This is a genomic window from Leptolyngbya sp. GGD (assembly GCF_026735145.1).
Taxonomy (GTDB): Bacteria; Cyanobacteriota; Cyanobacteriia; order Leptolyngbyales; family Leptolyngbyaceae; genus Leptolyngbya; species Leptolyngbya boryana.
In genome coordinates this window covers 40,766-60,085 of record NZ_JAPQKE010000001.1, presented here as the reverse complement: position 1 = coordinate 60,085, position 19,320 = coordinate 40,766, and the positions used below count along the sequence as shown (strand labels likewise).

The 19,320-nt window shown below is 47.3% G+C and carries 20 protein-coding genes; 7 read left to right on the top strand and 13 right to left on the bottom strand.

Going from position 1 to position 19,320, the window contains the following annotated elements:
* Nucleotides 1-76: 76 nt before the first annotated feature.
* The 6 genes from OU814_RS00285 to OU814_RS00260 all read right to left on the bottom strand — a co-directional run bounded on the left by OU814_RS00285 (nt 77) and on the right by OU814_RS00260 (nt 3,705).
* Nucleotides 77-499, bottom strand: coding sequence for a YciI family protein (locus OU814_RS00285; protein ID WP_268179598.1), 423 nt, complete (start codon nt 497-499; stop codon nt 77-79).
* Nucleotides 500-579: 80 nt separating this feature from the next.
* On the bottom strand, nt 580-1,077 hold the full coding sequence (locus OU814_RS00280) for a VOC family protein (RefSeq protein WP_268179596.1): 498 nt from the start codon (nt 1,075-1,077) through the stop codon (nt 580-582).
* A 32-nt stretch (nt 1,078-1,109) separates the two neighbouring features.
* The gene (locus OU814_RS00275; RefSeq protein ID WP_268179594.1) at nt 1,110-1,466 is read right to left on the bottom strand and encodes a YciI family protein; all 357 of its coding nucleotides are present in this window, start codon (nt 1,464-1,466) and stop codon (nt 1,110-1,112) included.
* A 22-nt stretch (nt 1,467-1,488) separates the two neighbouring features.
* The gene (locus OU814_RS00270; protein ID WP_268179592.1) at nt 1,489-1,968 is read right to left on the bottom strand and encodes a DUF1579 domain-containing protein; all 480 of its coding nucleotides are present in this window, start codon (nt 1,966-1,968) and stop codon (nt 1,489-1,491) included.
* Between the two features lie 36 nt (nt 1,969-2,004).
* Entirely contained in the window at nt 2,005-2,373 is a 369-nt protein-coding gene (locus OU814_RS00265; protein WP_268179590.1) for a YciI family protein, read from the bottom strand.
* 72 nt (nt 2,374-2,445) lie between these two features.
* Nucleotides 2,446-3,705: an RNA polymerase sigma factor gene (locus OU814_RS00260; protein WP_268179588.1), complete on the bottom strand. Its 1,260-nt coding sequence runs from the start codon at nt 3,703-3,705 to the stop codon at nt 2,446-2,448.
* Between the two features lie 384 nt (nt 3,706-4,089).
* Here OU814_RS00260 and OU814_RS00255 point away from each other — a divergent pair, with 384 nt between their 5' ends.
* Entirely contained in the window at nt 4,090-4,440 is a 351-nt protein-coding gene (locus OU814_RS00255) for a hypothetical protein (RefSeq protein WP_268179586.1), read from the top strand.
* Here OU814_RS00255 and OU814_RS00250 read toward each other — a convergent pair.
* The 5 genes from OU814_RS00250 to OU814_RS00230 all read right to left on the bottom strand — a co-directional run bounded on the left by OU814_RS00250 (nt 4,366) and on the right by OU814_RS00230 (nt 8,479).
* A complete protein-coding gene (locus OU814_RS00250) occupies nt 4,366-5,238 on the bottom strand; it encodes an SDR family oxidoreductase (RefSeq protein WP_268179585.1) in 873 nt (290 codons plus the stop codon). The genes OU814_RS00255 and OU814_RS00250 overlap by 75 nt on opposite strands.
* Before the next feature lie 86 nt (nt 5,239-5,324).
* Nucleotides 5,325-5,678, bottom strand: a complete 354-nt coding sequence (locus tag OU814_RS00245) for a hypothetical protein (RefSeq protein WP_268179584.1) — start codon at nt 5,676-5,678, stop codon at nt 5,325-5,327.
* A gap of 103 nt (nt 5,679-5,781) precedes the next feature.
* Nucleotides 5,782-6,306, bottom strand: coding sequence for a DUF2231 domain-containing protein (locus tag OU814_RS00240; RefSeq protein WP_017291129.1), 525 nt, complete (start codon nt 6,304-6,306; stop codon nt 5,782-5,784).
* A gap of 13 nt (nt 6,307-6,319) precedes the next feature.
* Nucleotides 6,320-7,048 carry an LmeA family phospholipid-binding protein gene (locus OU814_RS00235; RefSeq protein WP_190649702.1) on the bottom strand — a complete coding sequence of 243 codons (729 nt, stop codon included), beginning with the start codon at nt 7,046-7,048 and terminating at the stop codon, nt 6,320-6,322.
* An 87-nt stretch (nt 7,049-7,135) separates the two neighbouring features.
* Nucleotides 7,136-8,479 carry a sensor histidine kinase gene (locus OU814_RS00230; RefSeq protein ID WP_268179582.1) on the bottom strand — a complete coding sequence of 448 codons (1,344 nt, stop codon included), beginning with the start codon at nt 8,477-8,479 and terminating at the stop codon, nt 7,136-7,138.
* Between the two features lie 156 nt (nt 8,480-8,635).
* Between OU814_RS00230 and OU814_RS00225 the strand changes: the two genes are divergently transcribed.
* Nucleotides 8,636-8,863: a hypothetical protein gene (locus OU814_RS00225; RefSeq protein ID WP_017291132.1), complete on the top strand. Its 228-nt coding sequence runs from the start codon at nt 8,636-8,638 to the stop codon at nt 8,861-8,863.
* On the opposite strand, the gene OU814_RS00220 is transcribed toward OU814_RS00225, so the two are convergent.
* A complete protein-coding gene (locus tag OU814_RS00220; RefSeq protein WP_017291133.1) occupies nt 8,864-9,085 on the bottom strand; it encodes a ferredoxin-thioredoxin reductase variable chain in 222 nt (73 codons plus the stop codon).
* A gap of 100 nt (nt 9,086-9,185) precedes the next feature.
* On the bottom strand, nt 9,186-11,057 hold the full coding sequence (locus OU814_RS00215) for a PP2C family protein-serine/threonine phosphatase (protein ID WP_268179579.1): 1,872 nt from the start codon (nt 11,055-11,057) through the stop codon (nt 9,186-9,188).
* Nucleotides 11,058-11,233: 176 nt separating this feature from the next.
* On the opposite strand from OU814_RS00215, the gene OU814_RS00210 reads away from it, so the two are divergent.
* The 5 genes from OU814_RS00210 (at nt 11,234) to OU814_RS00190 (ending at nt 19,211) form a co-directional block, all read left to right on the top strand.
* Nucleotides 11,234-11,644, top strand: a complete 411-nt coding sequence (locus OU814_RS00210) for an NfeD family protein (RefSeq protein WP_017291135.1) — start codon at nt 11,234-11,236, stop codon at nt 11,642-11,644.
* A 12-nt stretch (nt 11,645-11,656) separates the two neighbouring features.
* A complete protein-coding gene (locus tag OU814_RS00205; protein WP_017291136.1) occupies nt 11,657-12,601 on the top strand; it encodes an SPFH domain-containing protein in 945 nt (314 codons plus the stop codon).
* 311 nt (nt 12,602-12,912) lie between these two features.
* The gene (locus tag OU814_RS00200) at nt 12,913-16,368 is read left to right on the top strand and encodes an AAA-like domain-containing protein (protein ID WP_017291137.1); all 3,456 of its coding nucleotides are present in this window, start codon (nt 12,913-12,915) and stop codon (nt 16,366-16,368) included.
* Nucleotides 16,369-16,490: 122 nt separating this feature from the next.
* A complete protein-coding gene (locus OU814_RS00195) occupies nt 16,491-18,956 on the top strand; it encodes a beta strand repeat-containing protein (protein ID WP_268179576.1) in 2,466 nt (821 codons plus the stop codon).
* Nucleotides 18,957-19,034: 78 nt separating this feature from the next.
* Entirely contained in the window at nt 19,035-19,211 is a 177-nt protein-coding gene (locus tag OU814_RS00190; RefSeq protein WP_017291139.1) for a Sec-independent protein translocase subunit TatA/TatB, read from the top strand.
* The last annotated feature ends 109 nt before the right edge of the window (nt 19,212-19,320 follow it).

Below are 19,320 nucleotides of genomic sequence, written 5' to 3'. Positions count from 1 at the left end.
ATGGACTTAATGCTAGTAGTCCATAAGCTGTGACAGGTAGGTTGGATGGGGATTACACAAGGCGAACTTTTGTTCCCTATCTTTGCGTTAGCTTCTCAGTCTTTTCGCGAATGCGTTCTTCCTGTTCTCTGAGTTCAGGTGTCAATGCTTCACCAAAGTCATCTGCCTCGAACACTGGACGAATCTCAATCTCGGAGTCTCCCGGCATGGGGTTGGGGCAACGCTTCACCCAATCGATCGCTTCTTCGATCGATTGCACTTGCCACAGCCAATACCCAGCAATCAGTTCTTTGGTTTCCGTAAAAGGACCATCAATAACCGTTCGATTCGTTCCAGAAAATTGAACCCGTGCCCCTTTCGAGCTAGGATGCAGTCCCTCGCCTGCTAGCATAATGCCAGCCTTGACCAATTCTTCGTTATACTTTCCCATTTCGGTTAGCAGTTGTTCACTGGGCATCACACCAGCTTCCGAGTCTTGAGTCGCTTTTACTATCACCATAACCTTCATTGTTGAATCTCCCGTTGTTGATGTTTGATGTTTGATTGTTGTTGAGTGAGATTGTGTAGAGATATTCACTGTTATTCAACAGAGATGCGTTTCAGTTCATCAATTTCGATCTTCTTCATTTGCAGCATTGCTGTCATGACTCTTTGGGATTTTTCTGTATAGGCATCATTGAGCATTTCAACCAAAATACGCGGAACAACTTGCCATGAAACGCCGTATCGATCCTTGAGCCAGCCACATTGCTGTGCTGTTTCATCGCCACCCGCAGATAGCTTCTGCCAGTAGTAGTCCACTTCTTCCTGGGTCTCGCAATGGATTTGGAAGGAAATGGCTTCGTTGAATTTGAAGGTTGGTCCCCCGTTGAGCGCCGTAAATGGTTGCCCATCTAGCTCAAAGGCTACAGTCATGACTGTTCCGGCTGGTTTTTTGTGGATCTCCTGCCCAGCTTCTCCATAGTGAGTAATGGTGACGATTTTGGAATTGCTAAAAATCGCTGTATAAAACTGAGCAGCTTCTTCTGCTTGATTGTCGAACCACAAGCAGGGAGTTATTGTCTGAATGGTTGGCATGGTGTTTCTCTGAATGAGCTAAAATCGCAAGACTAATCTGACAGCAAGGCTGATAGCTCCAGCACAGGGCGGATTTCGACGGTGCCGACACGGGCACCAGGGATGCGTCCAGCGATCGCGATCGCTTCATCGAGATCCTTTGCATCGATCAGGAAGTAACCGCCGAGTTGTTCGCGAGTTTCAGCAAATGGACCATCGGTGATCATCCGTTTGCCGTCCCGAACCCGAACGCTTGTTGCGGTTGAAACAGGGTGCAACGGTGACGCACCCAAATATTGTCCCTTTGCTTGGAGTTCTTGCGTCAGTTGAATCGACTCAGCATAGCAGTGCTCCCGTTCACTCTCGCTCCATGCAGTTTCGTCACTGTAAATCAACAACATGTATTTCATGGGTTTGAACCTGATCGTTGAACTAGGATTTGCGCCAGTAGTGACCCGTCATAAACTGATGCCAGTTGCCGTCTTCTCCTAAAATTTGGGAGGTCAAAATCCGGTGGTCGTTGCTAACAAACGTAATAATATCTTGGTATTTTGCTAACGCGGTTTCAGTGCAAATGGGTCCTTCGGTATCTAGTGTGAGCACGGTTTCGGTTTCGTTCAGGGAACCGTTGTAAAGCCAAAGATGGGACATCATCGAACAAACAAAGGTTCCGATGTAGCGATCGTTTTGCGGGTCATACCCTAGGGTTACGATTGTTGTTCCCATTTCTCCATTTGGCGTTTCGCCTTGACCTTCAGCGATAATCCAGAGTCCACCTAGCGATTTTACAATTTCAGTTCCCTTAAATTTTGAGGGTGGTTGATCGGGTTCCATTTGGCATTCCGATTCATAATTCCATTCCCCAATCAGTTTGTCTAACCATTGGTGTTGCTTTTGTAATGTTGCTTGCATTGGTTTTCTCCGTAGTTAATGAGTCAAGTAGCGAACTCAAACTTTGTCACTGACGCATTGATTTTCATCCACTGGGCGAAGCTCAAAGGAACCAAAACGGGCACCCGGATGCTTTGACATCAACTGGATCGCGTGGTTCAGATCTCTGGCTTCCAGCACCAAAAATCCGCCGAGTTGTTCTTTGGTTTCTGCGTAGGGTCCATCGGTAACAGCAACCTGACCATTGTGGTATTGCAGGGTTGCCGCATTGCGAACACTTTGTAGGGCTTCTCCACCCATGAAGTGTCCACCCTGACGCAATTCGTCATCGTAGGCAAAACATTTTTCCATCAGAGTAGTACGATCGCGCTCTGGCATCTCGTCCCACTTGCGTTCTTCCATATAGCCAAGGCAAATAAATTTCATCCGCTCCTCCAAATTAGAGAATGGGCGCTTTCATTCAGTAGTCGTTCGGGATTCCCATAAATCGACATCCCGTTAAAAATTTTTTTCACCTAATTCGCGCAGGCGTTTTTCCAAGAATCGGCGTTCGGGTTCCTGTCGCACTAAGGCAAGGGCGCGGTGATAGGATTCTTTGGCATCGGCAAGCTTACCCAAGCGTCGGCACAAATCCGCCCGTGCCGCATGAGCGAGGTGATAGTCGGACAATTCACCTTGCTCTAAAATGCCATCAACCAGTTGCAGTCCTGCCCCTGCACCCTCTCGCATCGCCACGGCAACGGCTCGGTTCAACCGCACGATCGGGGAAGGTACCACCTGCGCGAGAAGGTTATACAATGCCACGATTTGTCCCCAGTCGGTTGCCTCTGCACTGGGTGCTTCAGCATGGACAGCCGCGATCGCGGCTTGCAGCGTATACACCCCAATCTGTGGAGCAGCTAACGCCTGTTCCACCCATCGCTGACCTTCTGCAATTTGCTCTCGGTTCCAAAGAGAACGATCTTGATCCTCTAACAAAATTAAATCTCCTTTCGGTGAGGAGCGGGCAGTCCGGCGTGACTCCTGAAATAGCATGAGTGCGAGAAGTCCCATGCCTTCTGCATCGGGCAGGAGTTCAACCAGGAGACGCCCTAAGCGAATCGCTTCGGTTGACAAATCCGGTCGCGTCACAAACTCACCGGATGAAGCGGAATACCCTTCATTGAAGACGAGATAGATGACTGATAATACCGCATCGAACCGTTCGGGAAGATCTGCGATCGCAGGTACGACGTAAGGAATGCGAGCATCTCGAATTTTTGCTTTGCCCCGCACAATCCGTTGGGCAATGGTGGAGGGTGTGGACAAAAAGGCACTGGCAATTTCTTCCGTTTTCAGACCACAGATCTCCCGCAGGGTCAGGGCAACTTGGGTATTGAGCGAAAGGGCGGGATGGCAGCACGTAAAAATCAGCCGCAACCGATCATCTTCAACCTCATTGTCTTCTAACACGAGGGAATTTTCTGCGTGTTCAAGTCGCGCTCCCAGTTCTCCCAGTGAAGCATCAAAGCGAAATCGACGACGCAGGGTATCGATCGCTTTAAATCGTCCGGTCGAAACTAACCAGGATATGGGATTGTGTGGCACCCCGTCCCGTGTCCACTGTTCTATTGCTGCTGCAAATGCTTCGTGCAGCGCCTCTTCTGCAAGGTCGAAGTCCCCCAACAGTCGGATCAGAGTTGCGAAAACCCGACGGGACTCAGTGCGATAGAAATGGTCTACCGTCTGGCGAGCTTGTTCGATCGAATGTTCATCCATCACTTAGACCTCAACGCCTTATAGATCGGGATAGGGACTAACAGTGAATTTGATCACCTTGGATGTTTAGGAAATGCCCCATGAACGGGAACACAGCCGAAATCGTTTGTTCCATAAAGCCTCTCTTGCACTGCATGATCAGGATGAGAGATCGCAACTATTAAGCCTGTTTTATAGTACAAGAGTTTTACTCACATTACAACTATGCCAAAGGAATGTTCTTTGTTGATTGATTTGTTTGGGTGAGAGATGTGTTCGTGTGACTGAAGGTAATTGCTCAACCAGGTTTATCTAATTTTGATGCTATTTCCCGTATCCTTACCTCACTGCAGACCGATTGGCTACTAGGTTGAGCAATTACAGATATTGATTGGAGGTAAGGCTATGATTTCCTCAGTAATGGCACATCTGAAAACAAAGGAGACACGCAACGATGCCCAAGCTCGGAAAGAGTGGAAGTTTCGGCTCACGCGACGGCTGTATGAGCAGGGTTATGAGCGACAACATATACTGAACTTATTCTGTTTTTTGGATTGGATGCTGGAATTACCTGAGGCACTGAAGCAAGCATTTCAGGCTGAACCGAAGCTGCTGGTTTTGCATAGCAGAAGCACTCCAAAGTTTCAAACTTTGGAGTGCTTAAAATTCGGGCGAGTTTACTTAACCGTTGACAACATTGCCGCCATTGGGATGCAAGATTTGCCCACTCATGTAGCTCGAATCACTGGATGCTAAGAAAACATAGCTTGGTGCAACTTCATCAGGTTGTCCAACTCGCTGCATCGGAACTTGCTTACCGAATGATTCTACTTTCTCTTCAGGAAATGTAGACGGAATCAAGGGAGTCCAGATAGGACCTGGCGCAACCCCATTCACTCGAATTCTTTTTTCAATCAAAGATTGGGAGAGCGATCGCGTAAATGCAACAATCGCACCCTTCGTCGAAGAGTAATCGAGTAACTGTGGACTACCTTGGTAAGCAGTTACAGAAGTTGTATTGATGATCGAACTTCCCTCTTTGAGATGCGGCAATGCTGCCTTCGTCAAAAAGAACATACTAAAAATGTTCGTGCGGAAAGTTCGCTCTAACTGTTCTGAAGTAATATTCTCGATCGATTCTTGAGGATGCTGCTCAGCGGCATTATTGACCAAAATATCGAGATGACCGAATTCATCGATCGTCTTTTTGACAATCGATTGGCAGAGCGATTCATCCCCAATATCGCCCGGAAGGGCAAGACATCTGCGCCCTTCTTGTTCGACAAGTCGAGCCGTTTCTTTTGCGTCGTCATGTTCATTCAAATACGCGATCGCAACGTCTGCACCTTCTTTCGCAAACAAGATCGCCACCGCACGACCAATTCCGCTATCGCCTCCAGTTATGAGTGCAACTTTACCGGAAAGTTTCCCTGCTGCTTGATATCTCTCTCCATAGCTTTGTGGTGCAGGAGTCATTTGTGACTCATGTCCGGGCTGCTGGTCTTGCTGCTGTGGAGGCTGCGACTTCTGCTTTTCTGGCGATGCTTGTACCATTGACTTGCTCCTGTTATTTTCGATGTTCTGTAGAGGATTGGGCGAAATGGATGTGAAACAAAACGAACTCGCCCAAAACCGGGACTCTACCGCCAAACTCGATTGCCATCTTCATCTAGTCTTGCTAAGCGGATCATGTCGGAAATTTCTTCCGCATCTTTGACATGGTGTAACGCTTTCTTTTCGCCATCTGGAGTCTCAAACACAAAATAGGTTGGGACTGTAATGTGATCACCAGTGATGTCAGGGGCATCGACTGCAACTTGCTGTGCTTTTTCTTCGAGAGATTTCGACGGATCAATGCGATCGCCCGGATTCGATGCTAAATATTCCTTAGCAAGCTCTTTTTGCTGTTCTAATTTTTGCTGGGGATCAACTTCTGCTGCGGTCATCGGTTGATTAATTCCAGGTTGAGTTTCTGCTGCTGAATCTTTATTCATAATAAAAAATTGAATTCTTCCTAGTACCAACATAAAAAAAAGAGGCAATTTCTACCTCTTTCAAACGTGTGAGTTAACGTATCTTTCAAAGGTGAGATAAAAGCTAAGGACGACGATTCGGACCTACTCCTATGACCGCAACTTTATGGCGATAAATTAGCTCTGCTCCATACCATCCCGTAATTCCTAGAATTGCAGACACAAATAGCGAAATAATCATTCCAGTCGGCAAAATTGCGCCCGTTTCGTTGCCCCATCTCAACCATAAGTTGATCGCAGATAAAGTTAAAGCTGCAATATTTCCTACCATATGCGCCCAGCCTGCACTGTGCTCCCGAACGCGCCCAATTCTGAGAAAATCGCTCATTCCAGTTGCTGCTGCAACGAGACCTGTGACCAGTCCTCCAACCAGTAGCCAAAATGAAGCTCTTGCCCAGAATGGATCGCTAGTAAACCAATACGCTGCATCTGTTACCAATGTACCTGTGAGAAATGCGATCGGAAAAGTCACAATCAGTGGATGCAGCGGATGCTTAGCAATATGAACGGTGCTAGGCACGCCACTATCGCGCAATTCTGCTTCATCTGATTCGATCAATAAAGGAATATCCGGTGTCGTTTTCGTCATAGTGTTCTCCTAATTAACTTGGAAATTGATGAACAATTGCTTCAGATTCCAGAATCATTCTTCCGGTCTGAACGTCTAACCGCTTTAACTGCAAAGACATTCCCTCAAGCTCAAAATTGCTTAGATTCAATAGCTCTTTGGATTGATTGAGTAACGCTTCAGTTAGCTCTGGAGAAAGTTCTTGATTATCAGTCGGTTCAACATTTTCAAGTACGACTTGCTGTCCAGATTCGCTAATCTTTGGGACTGCTGTAAATGCAACGTGTTTTCTTTCTTGGCTGGCTTGCAAAAGTACATCAGTTGCTAAAGAAACTTTTCCTTCTCCAGGTAATCCAAATTCAATTTTCTGCATGTCTACGGTGGCAGGTTCACCATTTACATGCACATTTAAGTTCTGCATTTTTTCTCGGACAAAATCAGAGTTAAATGCACGATTGATATCTGCTTCAGTCAAAGTCACGATCGCTTCTGCTTCAGTCGGATGAGCAAGCTCAATCTTTCCAAATGCCACGCTCAAAGGATTAATTGCAACCGCTCCCGTATTGAGTTCCATTTTCTCAATCCGCAAGTCTTGCTTCATCACCATGCCTTCGCCTTCGATCGCAACTGAATCGACTGCGCCTGTCATGATTTTGAGCGGATCCGTTTCAATTTCAACGTCTAAGGTTTCCACCTCATCCAGTTGGCTTTTAATTCCTAGCTCTGCAACTTTACTGACTGCCTGTTCACCTAAATCGGGCATGTCCCTCTCCTGTGCCATCATTCAGCGCTACTCTAGAACATCTCATCTCGGCTCTAAATCTGCACACTGATAGAGCTAGACCTATGCCTAGAGGGAGGCAACGTGAGTCGGCAGTTCCACTGTAAACATTGAGCCAAGCCCAACCTGACTTTGAACGGAGATCGTTCCTCCCATCAGTTGCGTGAGAGATTTTGTAATTGCTAACCCCAAGCCTGTGCCATTCTGTAGTCGAGTGGAAGATTGATCTACTTGTCGAAATTCCTGAAAAATCGCGTCTAATTGACTATCATCAATGCCAATTCCCGTATCTTGAACCACGATCGCAATTCGCCCAGTTTTCCTGACTTCCACTTTCACAGAAACTGAACCTGAATGAGTAAATTTGATCGCGTTTGAGAGCAGATTGACGATAATTTGCTTCAGCCGAATGCGATCATTCGTCACGAGAAGGGAGTGACTTTCAAACTGGACATCCAGGTCTAAACTCTTTTGCTCAGAGAGCGATCGCATTTCTTGAACGGTTGCTTGAATCAACTCAATCAGATCAAAGGTTTCTAGCCTCAACTCAAAGCGATTGGCTCGTAAATTAGAAAAATCTAAAATATCTTCAATCAAGCCCAATAAGTGCTTCCCGTTTTGAAAAATTCGTTCGATTAATCGAAGATGATGCGGCGGAACTTGCTGATGAAACTGCCTTAAAAGTAAATTGGAAAATCCAATAATGGCAGTTAAAGGAGTTCGCAATTCATGCGACATCGTTGAAATAAACTGCTCCTTTAACTGTACCGATTCAATTAATTCTAAATTCTGTTTTTGAATGGCTCTCAGTTGAGATTCGATTTCTTTTCGAGCCGAAATATCGCGTAAAATCCATCTCAAAGCAGCCGTTTCTCCCCGATTGTTTTTGACAGCCGCGATCGTTAATGCTGCTTCAAATCTCTGTCTATCTTGAGTGATAAATCCCATCTCCCATTCTCGAACTTGATCAACCGATTGCAGTTGAACCAAGAGCGATCGAAAAATATTTCGCTGCTCCTCTGAGACAAAATTCATCAGAAGTTTGCCGATAATATACTTTCTTTCTATGTTAAATAGCTCAGCAGCGGCGCGATTTGCTTCTTGAATCTTGCCATGTTTATTGGTGATTAAATATCCATCCGGAGCAAATTCAAATAATTCTTGATAGCGCTGTCTTTCAATTTCAAGCGCGTGTCGAGTTTCAAAAAGCTGCTGATTTTGACGGCACACTTCTTGTTCAAGGACTTTTAATTCTGATAATGCTTCTGAAAGCGCGTTGAGATAATCTGAAAATGTATCAGAAGAATCAGATTGATTGACCGCTTCATGGATTTGATTAAATCGCTCATCGATCGTATCTAATTGATCAGCAATTTTTTGACGATCGCGAAGATTGTCTGATTCATGGCTCATAATGTCCGATCGCCCTGAAAATACGAAATGAATAAAGATATAAAAATTTCTGTGACTATTTTTGCAAATTTTTAAGATAGACAACTCTATCAAGAGAGCAGGATTCTGAGAAAGTACGCTAGATTGTTCACAAGCCAACCCAATCTCTCTTCATCTATGCCGATCCGAGATCATCGCTGGTTCGTGCCAACATTGCCCGTCGAACCAGAAATCTTTCAGATATATCGAACGACACATCAGTTTTACTATGAAGTTCAATCGCGAGATGAGCACGATCGCTATTGTGAATGGTACGCAACCGTTTCAATGCAACATCGCCGCGAACTGGAAACAATGCGCGGCGATGTCAATGTATTCAGATGGTTTCGACGCAGATCCAGTTAGCTAGATCGCCTCAAGTTCAAATTCTTGCAGGTGAGCACGAAACTTGCCAGCAAACTTGACGAGATAAGGAAAATTTGCGCTCACCGGACGACCCTGCCATTCTTTGACGATCGCTATAATTTCACCTTCTTGACCTTTGATATCAAATGCCTCGTTGCGGTGTTCTGGATGGTGATACACCACCACTGATTCTTTAACTCGAACGCGATCGCCAATATTCATAACCTTGAGTGTCCCTCTTTCCGCAAGATTCACCACAGTCGCTTGCCCTGTATGAACGATAGATAACCTTTTTATCTTTGCATAATGCGTGTCAATCGCTCTATCGCTTCAGCAAATCGTTAGGCACGAATTGATGCAATGATTCGACTTTCGACTTGATCTGCTGCTCCATCCCTTTAATTTGCTGCTCCATTCCCACCGGATCTCGATAATACCAAGCTCCCAGTGCAGTACCACCGCCCAACAGCAGAACCAGCAAAGTTTTGAGCCAAATCCGGCTCTTGCGTTTCCGTGGGACAACTTCAGTCGGCGGGATCACGACTGGAGCGGGTAAATCCTGATCGTCTTCCCCAGTCACAAATGACATCGGCAATCGCAATTCCGGCAGCGAGGATGAAACTTGACAGTGCGTCAGCACGATCGAAGCATTGTCATGCCCATTGCGCTGATTGGCAAAGTCGAGCCAAGATTTTACTGCCGACTCTAGCGAAAATTTATCCTGCAAGATCAGTTCTGCATAATCTGCCCAAGATTGCTCGATAAAGCCGTTATCGCTCATGCCGTCTGAACACAGCACTAATAATCCGTCTTCTTCGATGATGAAGCGTCTGACACTCGGATGGAGATGATGCCCTTCACGAGTTCCCATCGCTTGCGTCAATGCGCCCGAATCAGGGCGTTTCAGCGCTTCTCGATACAGCGATCGACCCATTCGCACTTCTCGCACCGCAACATCATCATCGACGGTCAATTGGTGACAATATTCTGGCGTAATCCAATAGGCGCGACTGTCACCGACATTGACGATATACAGTTCGTGACCGTTATTAGAAACAGACCCACTCGTGAGCGTAACGCATTGGGGAATCTGCAACGCCATCACTAAGGTCGTGCCCATGCGTCGCCGCGCCATGCGATTCTGAGCATCATTTTTAGCGGCGATGAGATTATTCACGACTCGCACGATCGCGGCGAGTTGATCACAAATCAAATCCGGCGGCAAAAGTTCGGGTTGATGCGCGATTTCCGACAATAACGCTTTGACTTGCAGTTGAATCGATTGCACAGCGAGTTGACTTGCCACTTCTCCGCCATCGTGTCCGCCAATTCCATCACAGACGATCGTTAATCGCGCCGATAATTCATCAAACGATTGCGTCTTCGTGTGTAACGGGTAACAAGTGTCTTCGTTATGCGATCGCCGTTTTCCAACTTCAGTGGCCCCGATGACTTGCGATCGCAACGGCAACGCCGCCGCCTGTTCGAGCAATAACGCATTCAACTGCGTTGAAATATCGCGATAGCTGACATTTGCTGCCTGCATCAACGTACACAGCGCTTGTAGCTTATCGGCAATAATCGGCTTGGCATCCGGCAATAGCACGAGCCAACTCTGCGCCAAATTTGCGAGCGTCGGTCGATTAAAGGATTCGCTCGTCTGTCCTTCGTCAAAAATCAACTCTTGTAATCGAATCCGCCAGCCTTCAATCCGCACCTGCTCCGGCGATAACAAGCTCGATGCCACGCCTAATTCAGACAGAGGAGTCCACAATTCCAGCATTTGCCAGAGCCAATAGACCTGCCGAGTCGCAGTGCCTTGATGCCACACTTGCGCGATCGACGGCTGCAATTCCCCGTTCTCAGTGAGCGGCACGTTTTCCAACAGTAGAATCTCGTCGCCGCCCTCTCGGCAAACTCCATACACTTCTGGCACATGCAGCCGATACGGATACAACAGCATATAAGTCTGTGCGATTTCCGAGACGGCAAGCGGCACTTGAGGATCGACTTCGGGTTGGGTATCTAGCCAGATTTGGGCTGCCTTCACCTGATAACGAGCCGCGATTGTTGTGCCAGGCTTCTGATTTTGGGCGGTCGCTCCTACTGCCCAGAGATAGTGAAACCCTTGCGCTTGAGACCGATCGATCGCCAGCGCCGACGTATAGTTGGGAAGATTAGACGTGGAATTCATAAGGGAGAAGCTAGGATGAAGAAGCGAATCGCAGTGCATCTTAGCGCCGACTGAGTGGAAAAGCTACAGTCATTGCCGGAATGTTGCATTTGCGGTTTGAAGTCTGTATTAAAGCATGACTTCTCATCGGGGGAACGCTACATTTTAATTCCTCAAACTGGAAACTCAATGTCTCTATGAATCCTACTGTTCTATGGCTATTGCTTGGGGCGGGATTGTGTCTAGTCGAATTCATTCTGCCAACCGCATTTGTCGCCTTTGTCACGGGGATTAGTGCGTTTTGTGTTGCAATGGTGGCGCACTGGTTGCCTGTGAATCTCCAAGCCATTGTTTGGGTGATCTTGTCGATCGCGATGGTGCTGTTTTCCCGTCGGTTCGTCAATCGCCGTGCCAATTTAAAACTCGATGCCAGTGAAGCTGAAACCCTCACTGAAATCCGGTCAGGACAACTGGGGCGAGTTTGCTATGAAGGCAACTCTTGGGCGGCGCGCTGTGAAAGTTCTCATCTCGATATTCCCGCAGGTGTCCGCGTTTATGTCGTCGGACGCAAGGGAACAACTTTAATTGTCATGCCCGAAGATATTTAAGGAGAAAAATTTATGTGGGGTTGGTTGATTGCGTTAGTCGTGGGCGGCGGTGCAGTTTCAAGCGTCAAAATTATTCAGCAAGGAAATGAAGCCCTGATTGAACGGTTAGGAAGCTACGATCGTAAACTTTCGCCAGGGTTAAATTTTGTCTTGCCGGGACTCGATCGCGTGGCATTCCAAGAAACGATTCGAGAGAAAGTGCTCGACATTCCACCACAAGGCTGTATTACGCGGGATAACGTTTCGATCACGGTGGATGCTGTCGTCTATTGGCGCATCGTCGATATGGAGAAAGCCTATTACAAAGTGCAAAATCTACAATCGGCAATGGTGAATCTCGTGTTGACGCAGATTCGAGCCGAGATGGGGCAGTTGGAATTAGATGAGACGTTCACGGCGCGATCGCAAATCAACGAAATCTTACTTCGAGAACTCGACACTGCCACTGATCCTTGGGGAGTCAAAGTTACGCGGGTTGAGTTGCGAGATATTGTGCCGTCGAAAGCCGTCCAAGAATCAATGGAATTGCAAATGTCGGCAGAACGTCGCAAGCGGGCAGCAATTCTGACTTCTGAGGGTGAGCGAGAAGCTGCGGTCAACTCAGCTCGGGGTAAAGCAGAAGCGCAAGTTCTCGATGCAGAAGCGCGTCAGAAAGCAGTGATTTTGGCTGCTGAAGCTGAGCAGAAAAGTATTGTTCTGAAAGCTCAAGCAGAACGTCAGCAAGCCGTGTTGAAAGCTCAAGCAACTGCTGAAGCAATTCAGATTGTGACTCAAGCCCTGAAAGATGATGTACGTGCGGCTGAAGCAGGTAAAGTCCTCTTGGCACTCGGCTATCTGGATATGGGCAAAACTGTGGGTCAGAGCGGAAGCAGCAAGGTAATGTTTATGGATCCTCGCAGCATTCCAGCAACCTTACAGGGAATGCTGTCGATCGTGGATGAGAACGGCAAAGCTTAGCTTCTCGAACTATCAAAAGTTGGAGTTTTTAGAGAACTCCAACTTTTGTCGGGTAGATTGTGCGGAAAGTCATTCTCTATTTTCCGCCAAAAGTTGGTTGCAACAGTGTTCAATCCGGGGAAACGCCAGAGTTTAAGCGCTCAGCCCAGTTAAAATGCGACAAATTGAGAGAAATCTCTCATTCGCAAACCTGCTCGATTCAGTATTAAATCTTCTTGTTCCCACAGAAGATTTAGAATGCGAGCAAATTTGAAATCGAGTGTCTCAAGGTTTGATAGAGTGCTAAATCTACCCAAGCTTATCGAACGCTCGTGATTACTTCTGAACATCCTAAACCTGTCTATCAGGTTGGGGGCAGTCTACCGCCTCGATCTACCAGCTATGTCTATCGGCAAGCCGATCAAGATTTATTTCAAGCCTTGCGCAATCAGGAGTTCTGCTATGTGCTTAATGCGCGGCAGATGGGCAAATCTAGCTTGCGGGTGCAAACTGCGTTACGACTGCAAGCAGAAGGAGTCAGTTGCGTCACGATCGATCTGACCGAAATCGGTACCCAACAAATCACGATCGAGCAATGGTACGCTACGATCGCTGCTTTTCTTGTCAGACGATTTCAACTCGATATTCATCTATCCCAGTGGTGGGAGTCACATGCTCATCTCTCACGAGTCAATCGTTTGGGTGAATTCATCGAAATCGTTTTACTGACTCAAGTTCAAGATCCGATTGTAATTTTTATTGATGAAGTCGATAGTGTTCTCGGTCTGAATTTTCCGTCAGATGACTTCTTTGCTCTCATTCGGACTTGCTTCAATAAACGCACAGATAATCCTGCCTATCAGCGGTTAACCTTTTGCTTGATCGGCGTGACGACTCCCAGTGATCTGATCGCTGATCGCGCTCGTACGCCCTTCAATATCGGACAAGCGATCACGCTACAGGGCTTTCAATTAACAGAATCGACTCCACTGCTCTGTGGCTTGCTCAACTTTCCCGATCCAGAAATGATTTTGCGTCACATTCTCGATTGGACAGACGGACAGCCATTTCTGACCCAAAAGCTCTGCAACCTCGTTCAAAACACCCTGCTTGAACATCCTGAAGAAGCTTCGCCAGCCTGGATTGATCAACTGGTTCAGACCCATTTACTTCAACATTGGGAAAGTCAGGATGAACCTGAACATCTCAGAACGATTCGCGATCGCTTATTGCTTCGAGAAGAATGGGCAGGACGGTTGCTCGGACTCTATCAACAAGTGCTACAAAACCGTGGGATTGCCTGTGATGATAGTTTGGAACAGACCGAATTATTGCTCTCTGGTTTAGTCAAGAAGCAACAAGGGACGCTACAAGTCAAAAATCGAATTTATCGAGAAGTTTTCACCTTAGAGTGGGTCAATCAACACTTGAGCCGATTGCGCCCTTATGCGGAAGCCTTCAATGCGTGGATGGTTTCTCAGCAAACCGATGATTCTCGCTTGTTACGAGGGCAAGCGCTAGCAGATGCTCAGCAGTGGAGTCAAGGCAAACATTTAAGCGACTTAGATTATTGGTTTTTGTCAAGTAGTGAACAATGCGATCGCCGAGAAATGCAACAGGCTTTGGAAGCAACCCAAGCCAGGGAAATCCAATCCCGATTGCTGCAAGAACGCAAAGTTGTCAAGTTGCAGCAGACATTACTTGGAAGTTTAGCAGTGCTGTCTACGATCGCGATTGGGATTAGCGGATTTGCGTTGCATCAATATCAAGAGTCAAAGTTAAGCCAAATTCGAGCTTTAGCTTCTTCTTCAGAAGGCTTATTCGCCTCAAATCGACAGCTAGATGCCATGATTAATGCGATCGAAGCCGAACGTCATTTGCGCAAACTCCAGCAAGTCGATCCTCAAACTCTTACGAAAGTAGAAGCTGCCTTACGGCAAGCAGTCTATGCAACTAATGAAACTAACCGTTTAATTGGGCATCAAGGCTCAGTTCTGACAGTTGCGATCAGTCCAGACAGCCAAGTTATTGCTACTGGTAGTAATGATAAAACAGTCAAGCTCTGGTCGCAAGATGGAACCTTACTCAAAACGTTAAAGCACACTGCGACAGTGCATCGCGTTGCGTTCAGCCCTGACAGTTCTCGCGTTGTAACCGGAGGCTTAGATGGCACAGTCAATCTCTGGAACATCAATGGTACTCCGTTAAAGACAATTCAGGCACACCAGTCTCCAGCTTGGGGAGTTGCTTTTAGTGCAGATGGACAAACGATCGCGTCAGCTAGTGCAGATAAAACAGTAAAAGTTTGGACAGTAGATGGCAAGCTACGATCGACCTTAACTGGTCATGCAAAAGCCGTTTGGGGCGTTGCTTTTAGTCCGGATGGACAAACAATTGCTTCAGCAGGGGTCGATCGTGTCATCAAATTGTGGAATCTGAAGGGGCAGGAGCTCAAAACACTCAAAGGGCATCGAGCAGCCGTTTGGGAAGTCACATTTTGCCCACAGACGAATTTGATTGTTTCGGTGAGTGGCGATCGCACAGCAAAACTTTGGAGCCGAGATGGCAAGCTTGTCAGAACTCTCCAAGGCGAACGTCCCATGATTGGCGTTGCTTGTAGTGCAAATGGTCAATTTATTGCCACAAGTGGGACGGATAACTTTGTCAGTCTTTGGAAGCCAGATGGAACTTTAGTTCGACATCTAAAGCAGCATAATGCCGTGATTCGCAGTGTGGCATTAAGTGCTGATGGACTGATGGCAGCTTCTGCGAGTGACGATGGGACTGTCAAACTTTGGCAGCGAAATCAATCTCTCTTGAGACCCCTGAATGGTCATCAGGACGTCATTTGGGAAGTTGCAACGAGTCCGAATGGAAAACTGATTGCAACCGTGAGTGGAGATGGCACACTCAAACTATGGAACATGAACGGAACTTTGATCCAAACGATTCAAGGCAGAGAAGCGGGCTTCCGCAGTGTTGCTTTTAGCCAGGACAGTCGAATTCTGGTCACAGGGGATATGAATCGCACGGTTCAACTCTGGAAGGTGAACGACTCTAAACAATTTTCGCTTCAACGATTGCGAACGCTAACTGGGCACGAAGCGAGTGTCTATGCAGTCGCAATGAGTCCCGATGGTCAAACAATTGCATCTGCCGGAGATGACAAAACGATCAGACTTTGGACGATCGAGGGCAAACCGCTGCATCGCTTCATTGCTCACCAAGAAAGAATTTGGAAGCTTACTTTTAATCCGCAGGGGAACATGCTTGTTTCAGCCAGCGAAGATGGAACCGCTAAACTCTGGACAACAAAAGGTCAGCAGATCGCAACTCTACCCGGACAAGGAGCTATCTGGGGAGCTGCCATTCGTGCTCAAGGGGATATGATTGCTTCGGTCAGCCGTGACGATATGCTGAGGCTATGGCGACCAGATGGCAGCTTAATTAAAAGCATTCCTGGGCAGAGCCGAGGATTAACACGAGTTGCTTTTAGTCCTGATCATCAAATGATCGCAACGGCTGGAGTAGACAATACCGTAAAACTCTGGAGTATCACTGGAGAGTTGCTCAGAACATTACCCGGTCATCGTGGCATCGTCATCAGCCTTGCTTTTAGTGCAGATAGTCGTCATTTGATCTCGGGTGATGATGATGGACAGGTCATTCTCTGGGATTTGCACGCAATTCGTGTCCTCAACCCTTTCGCCTACGCTTGTGATTGGGTGAAAGACTATCTGCGGACAAATCCAGAAGTTCACGATCGCCGGAATCTCTGCCAACAATAATGCTCATAGATTCCTGCTCAGACTGCTCCTGAATATAGATGACGTAGAGCATCGTCGCGATCGCAGAATCAGCAGGGCACTCTACAGCTAATGATCGATGCTTTAGAGAGTTGAGAAAGATGATGCGTGGATTGCTCTGTATCGGGCTAGTCAGCTTAGGCACAATTTCAATCTTAGAACAGGCTCACGCTCAAAATGTCGTTGCTGATAGTTCACTCGGCACAATTGTTACAGGCAGTGCCAATTCTATAATTACAGGTGGCACTCGTCCAAACAATGGTTCCAACCTATTTCACAGCTTCAGCCAGTTTTCTATTCCTACAGGTGGCTCTGCCACGTTTGATAATGCGCTTGATGTCGTTAATATCTTCAGTCGGGTGAGTGGAGGAGCCGCCTCCAACATTGATGGACTCCTTCAGGCGAATGGAACTGCCAACCTATTTCTGCTTAATCCGGCAGGGATTTTATTTGGGACAAATGCTCGCTTAAATATTGGCGGATCATTTGTGGGGACAACCGCCGATCGCATTCAATTTGCAGATGGCTCTCAATTCGTTGCAACCGATCCCAATCCCGCCCCCCTGTTAACAATGAGCGTCCCCAGCGGGCTGCAAATGGGACAAAGTTCGAGTAGCATTCAGGTTCAAGGTCAAGGTCATCAGATTCTGCATCTTCCTATCTTTTTAGAACCTGCCACTCGTAACCCTCAGCAGGTCGGCTTAAAAGTGCAACCCGGAAGAACTTTAGCGCTCATTGGCAACGGAATTCAACTTAACGGCGGTGTGCTCATTGCAGAAAGTGGGCAGGTGAATCTAGCAAGCTTGAGCATAGGAACAGTTCAGTTTGATTCCACCCTGCCTCAATGGAACTTCAAAGTGGACACCACTGCAAAATTAGCAAATATTCAGCTTACGCAAGCTTCGCTCCTTGATACGAGTGGCAATCCTGGGGGGTCAATTCATCTACAGGGAAAAGACATTCAGATTCAGAACAGTTCTATGCTGTTTGTTCAACATTACGGAACACAAGCAGCAGGTCGTATTCAAGTCAAAGCAGACTTACTAGAACTAAGCGGTGCACTCCGCAATCGGGATCAAAGTTTAATTCTGAGTGAGAATCTAGGCAGCAGTCCCGGTGCTCACATCGATATTTCAGCCCGACAGATCGTGGCACGCGATGGAGGTGAAATTCTTTCTACAACATTCCGCAATGGAGGAATGGGCGGCGATATTTCAGTCAATGCGCGTGACTCAATCCAACTCTTTGGGGTTTCACCCTTTGATGGCACTCGCTTTAGCGGCATTGGCGCACCGTCCAATTTAGGGGGAGGTCGAGGTGGTAACATCTCGATTACGACTGGAGATTTTATTGCTAGGAATGGAGCAGGCATCATTTCTCGTGTTCTGGGGGGACGAGGCACTGGGACGATTCAGCTGCGCTCAGATAGCATTTCCCTAATCGGCGAAAATCCAGTTATTGCTGGTAATAGCAGCATTGTTTCTTCAACCTTTCTCGGTGGAGATGCAGGCGCGATCGTGATTGATACGGGGCGGATTGTCCTCGGAGCATCTGGGGCGATTTCTGCAAGTACGTCTGGCACTGGGAATGCAGGAAGTTTAACGGTGAATGCTCGCGAATCGATCGAGATTGACGGCTCGAATGTGGCTTTAGCTTTACCCAGCCGAATCTCAGCATCCGGGCAGCAGCTCTCCGCCCGATTTCGGCAGATCTTTGGACTCCCGGCTCTACCCACAGGAAATGGTGGGAACTTAGTGGTCAATTCGCCGAATATCACTATCCGAAATCAAGGATTTATTGCAGCTGAGAATGTTGGCAGTGGCAATGCTGGCGATCTCAAGATTAAAGCCGACTCGATTTTACTAGAGCGACAGGGTCAGATTAGAACCTCAACCACTGTAGGTCAAGGGGGAAATCTAGAACTCACAGCACGCGATTCACTGATTATGCGGCAGCAGAGTTTGATCAGTGCAAGAGCCGGTGAACGAGGAAATGGTGGCAATATTATGATCAATGCCCCAATCATTGCGGGCTTTGAAAATAGCGACATCATTGCCAATGCAGTTCGCGGTCGGGGCGGCAATATTCAGATTACGACTCAGGGGATTGTTGGACTCCAGTATCGTCCGCAACGTACCCCTGACAACGACATTACCGCGAGTTCCGAATTTGGGGTGAATGGTTCTGTTCAAGTCAGAAATGTCGGAGTTGATCCGAATTCTGGGCTAATGACGTTATCGGAAAAGCTTATCGATACGAGTCAGCAGGTTGCAGAAGGGTGTTCATCTGCGAAAAATGGCAGTTTTATCATCACCGGGCGTGGGGGAATTCCTAAAAATCCTACTGAACACATCTTGCGCGATCGTCCTTGGACTGATCTTCGCTCTCTCAGTCACACATCCGTTACCCGTTCAGCGTCAACACTGCCCGCTGAACCCTTAATCGAAGCAACCACCTGGCATCGCAGTCCTCAGACGGGTCGCATCGAACTAATCGCAGCTCGACCTAACCGCGCAACCCTATTCGCAACTTGTAGTGTGTCTTCTGATATCACTTCACAAGTTGATTGAGCGAGCCGTCAACTGCATCAATCGGTGAAACAAGCCCCGAAACCGCTACATTTAAAGACATGGCATTGGAGAAACGCGATGTTTAATTTAGGCTGGGTTGAAATTGGAGTCATTTGCCTCGTTGCGCTGCTCATCTTTGGGCCGAAAAAGATTCCTGAACTGGGGGGAACTTTTGGCAAAACGCTGCGGAACTTTAAAGAAGGTATGACTCAAGCGGATGAGCCAGACGAGATTGAACCTGGCGACGATCGCTAAATCCTTAAGTACGGTCGTCCTAGAAAATTAGACGGTTATCCTCCCTCGTTGGTTTGCAAATTCCCTCGGTAGAGTGGGGTGTAGAACTACAGGAAAGTTTACAACTGTA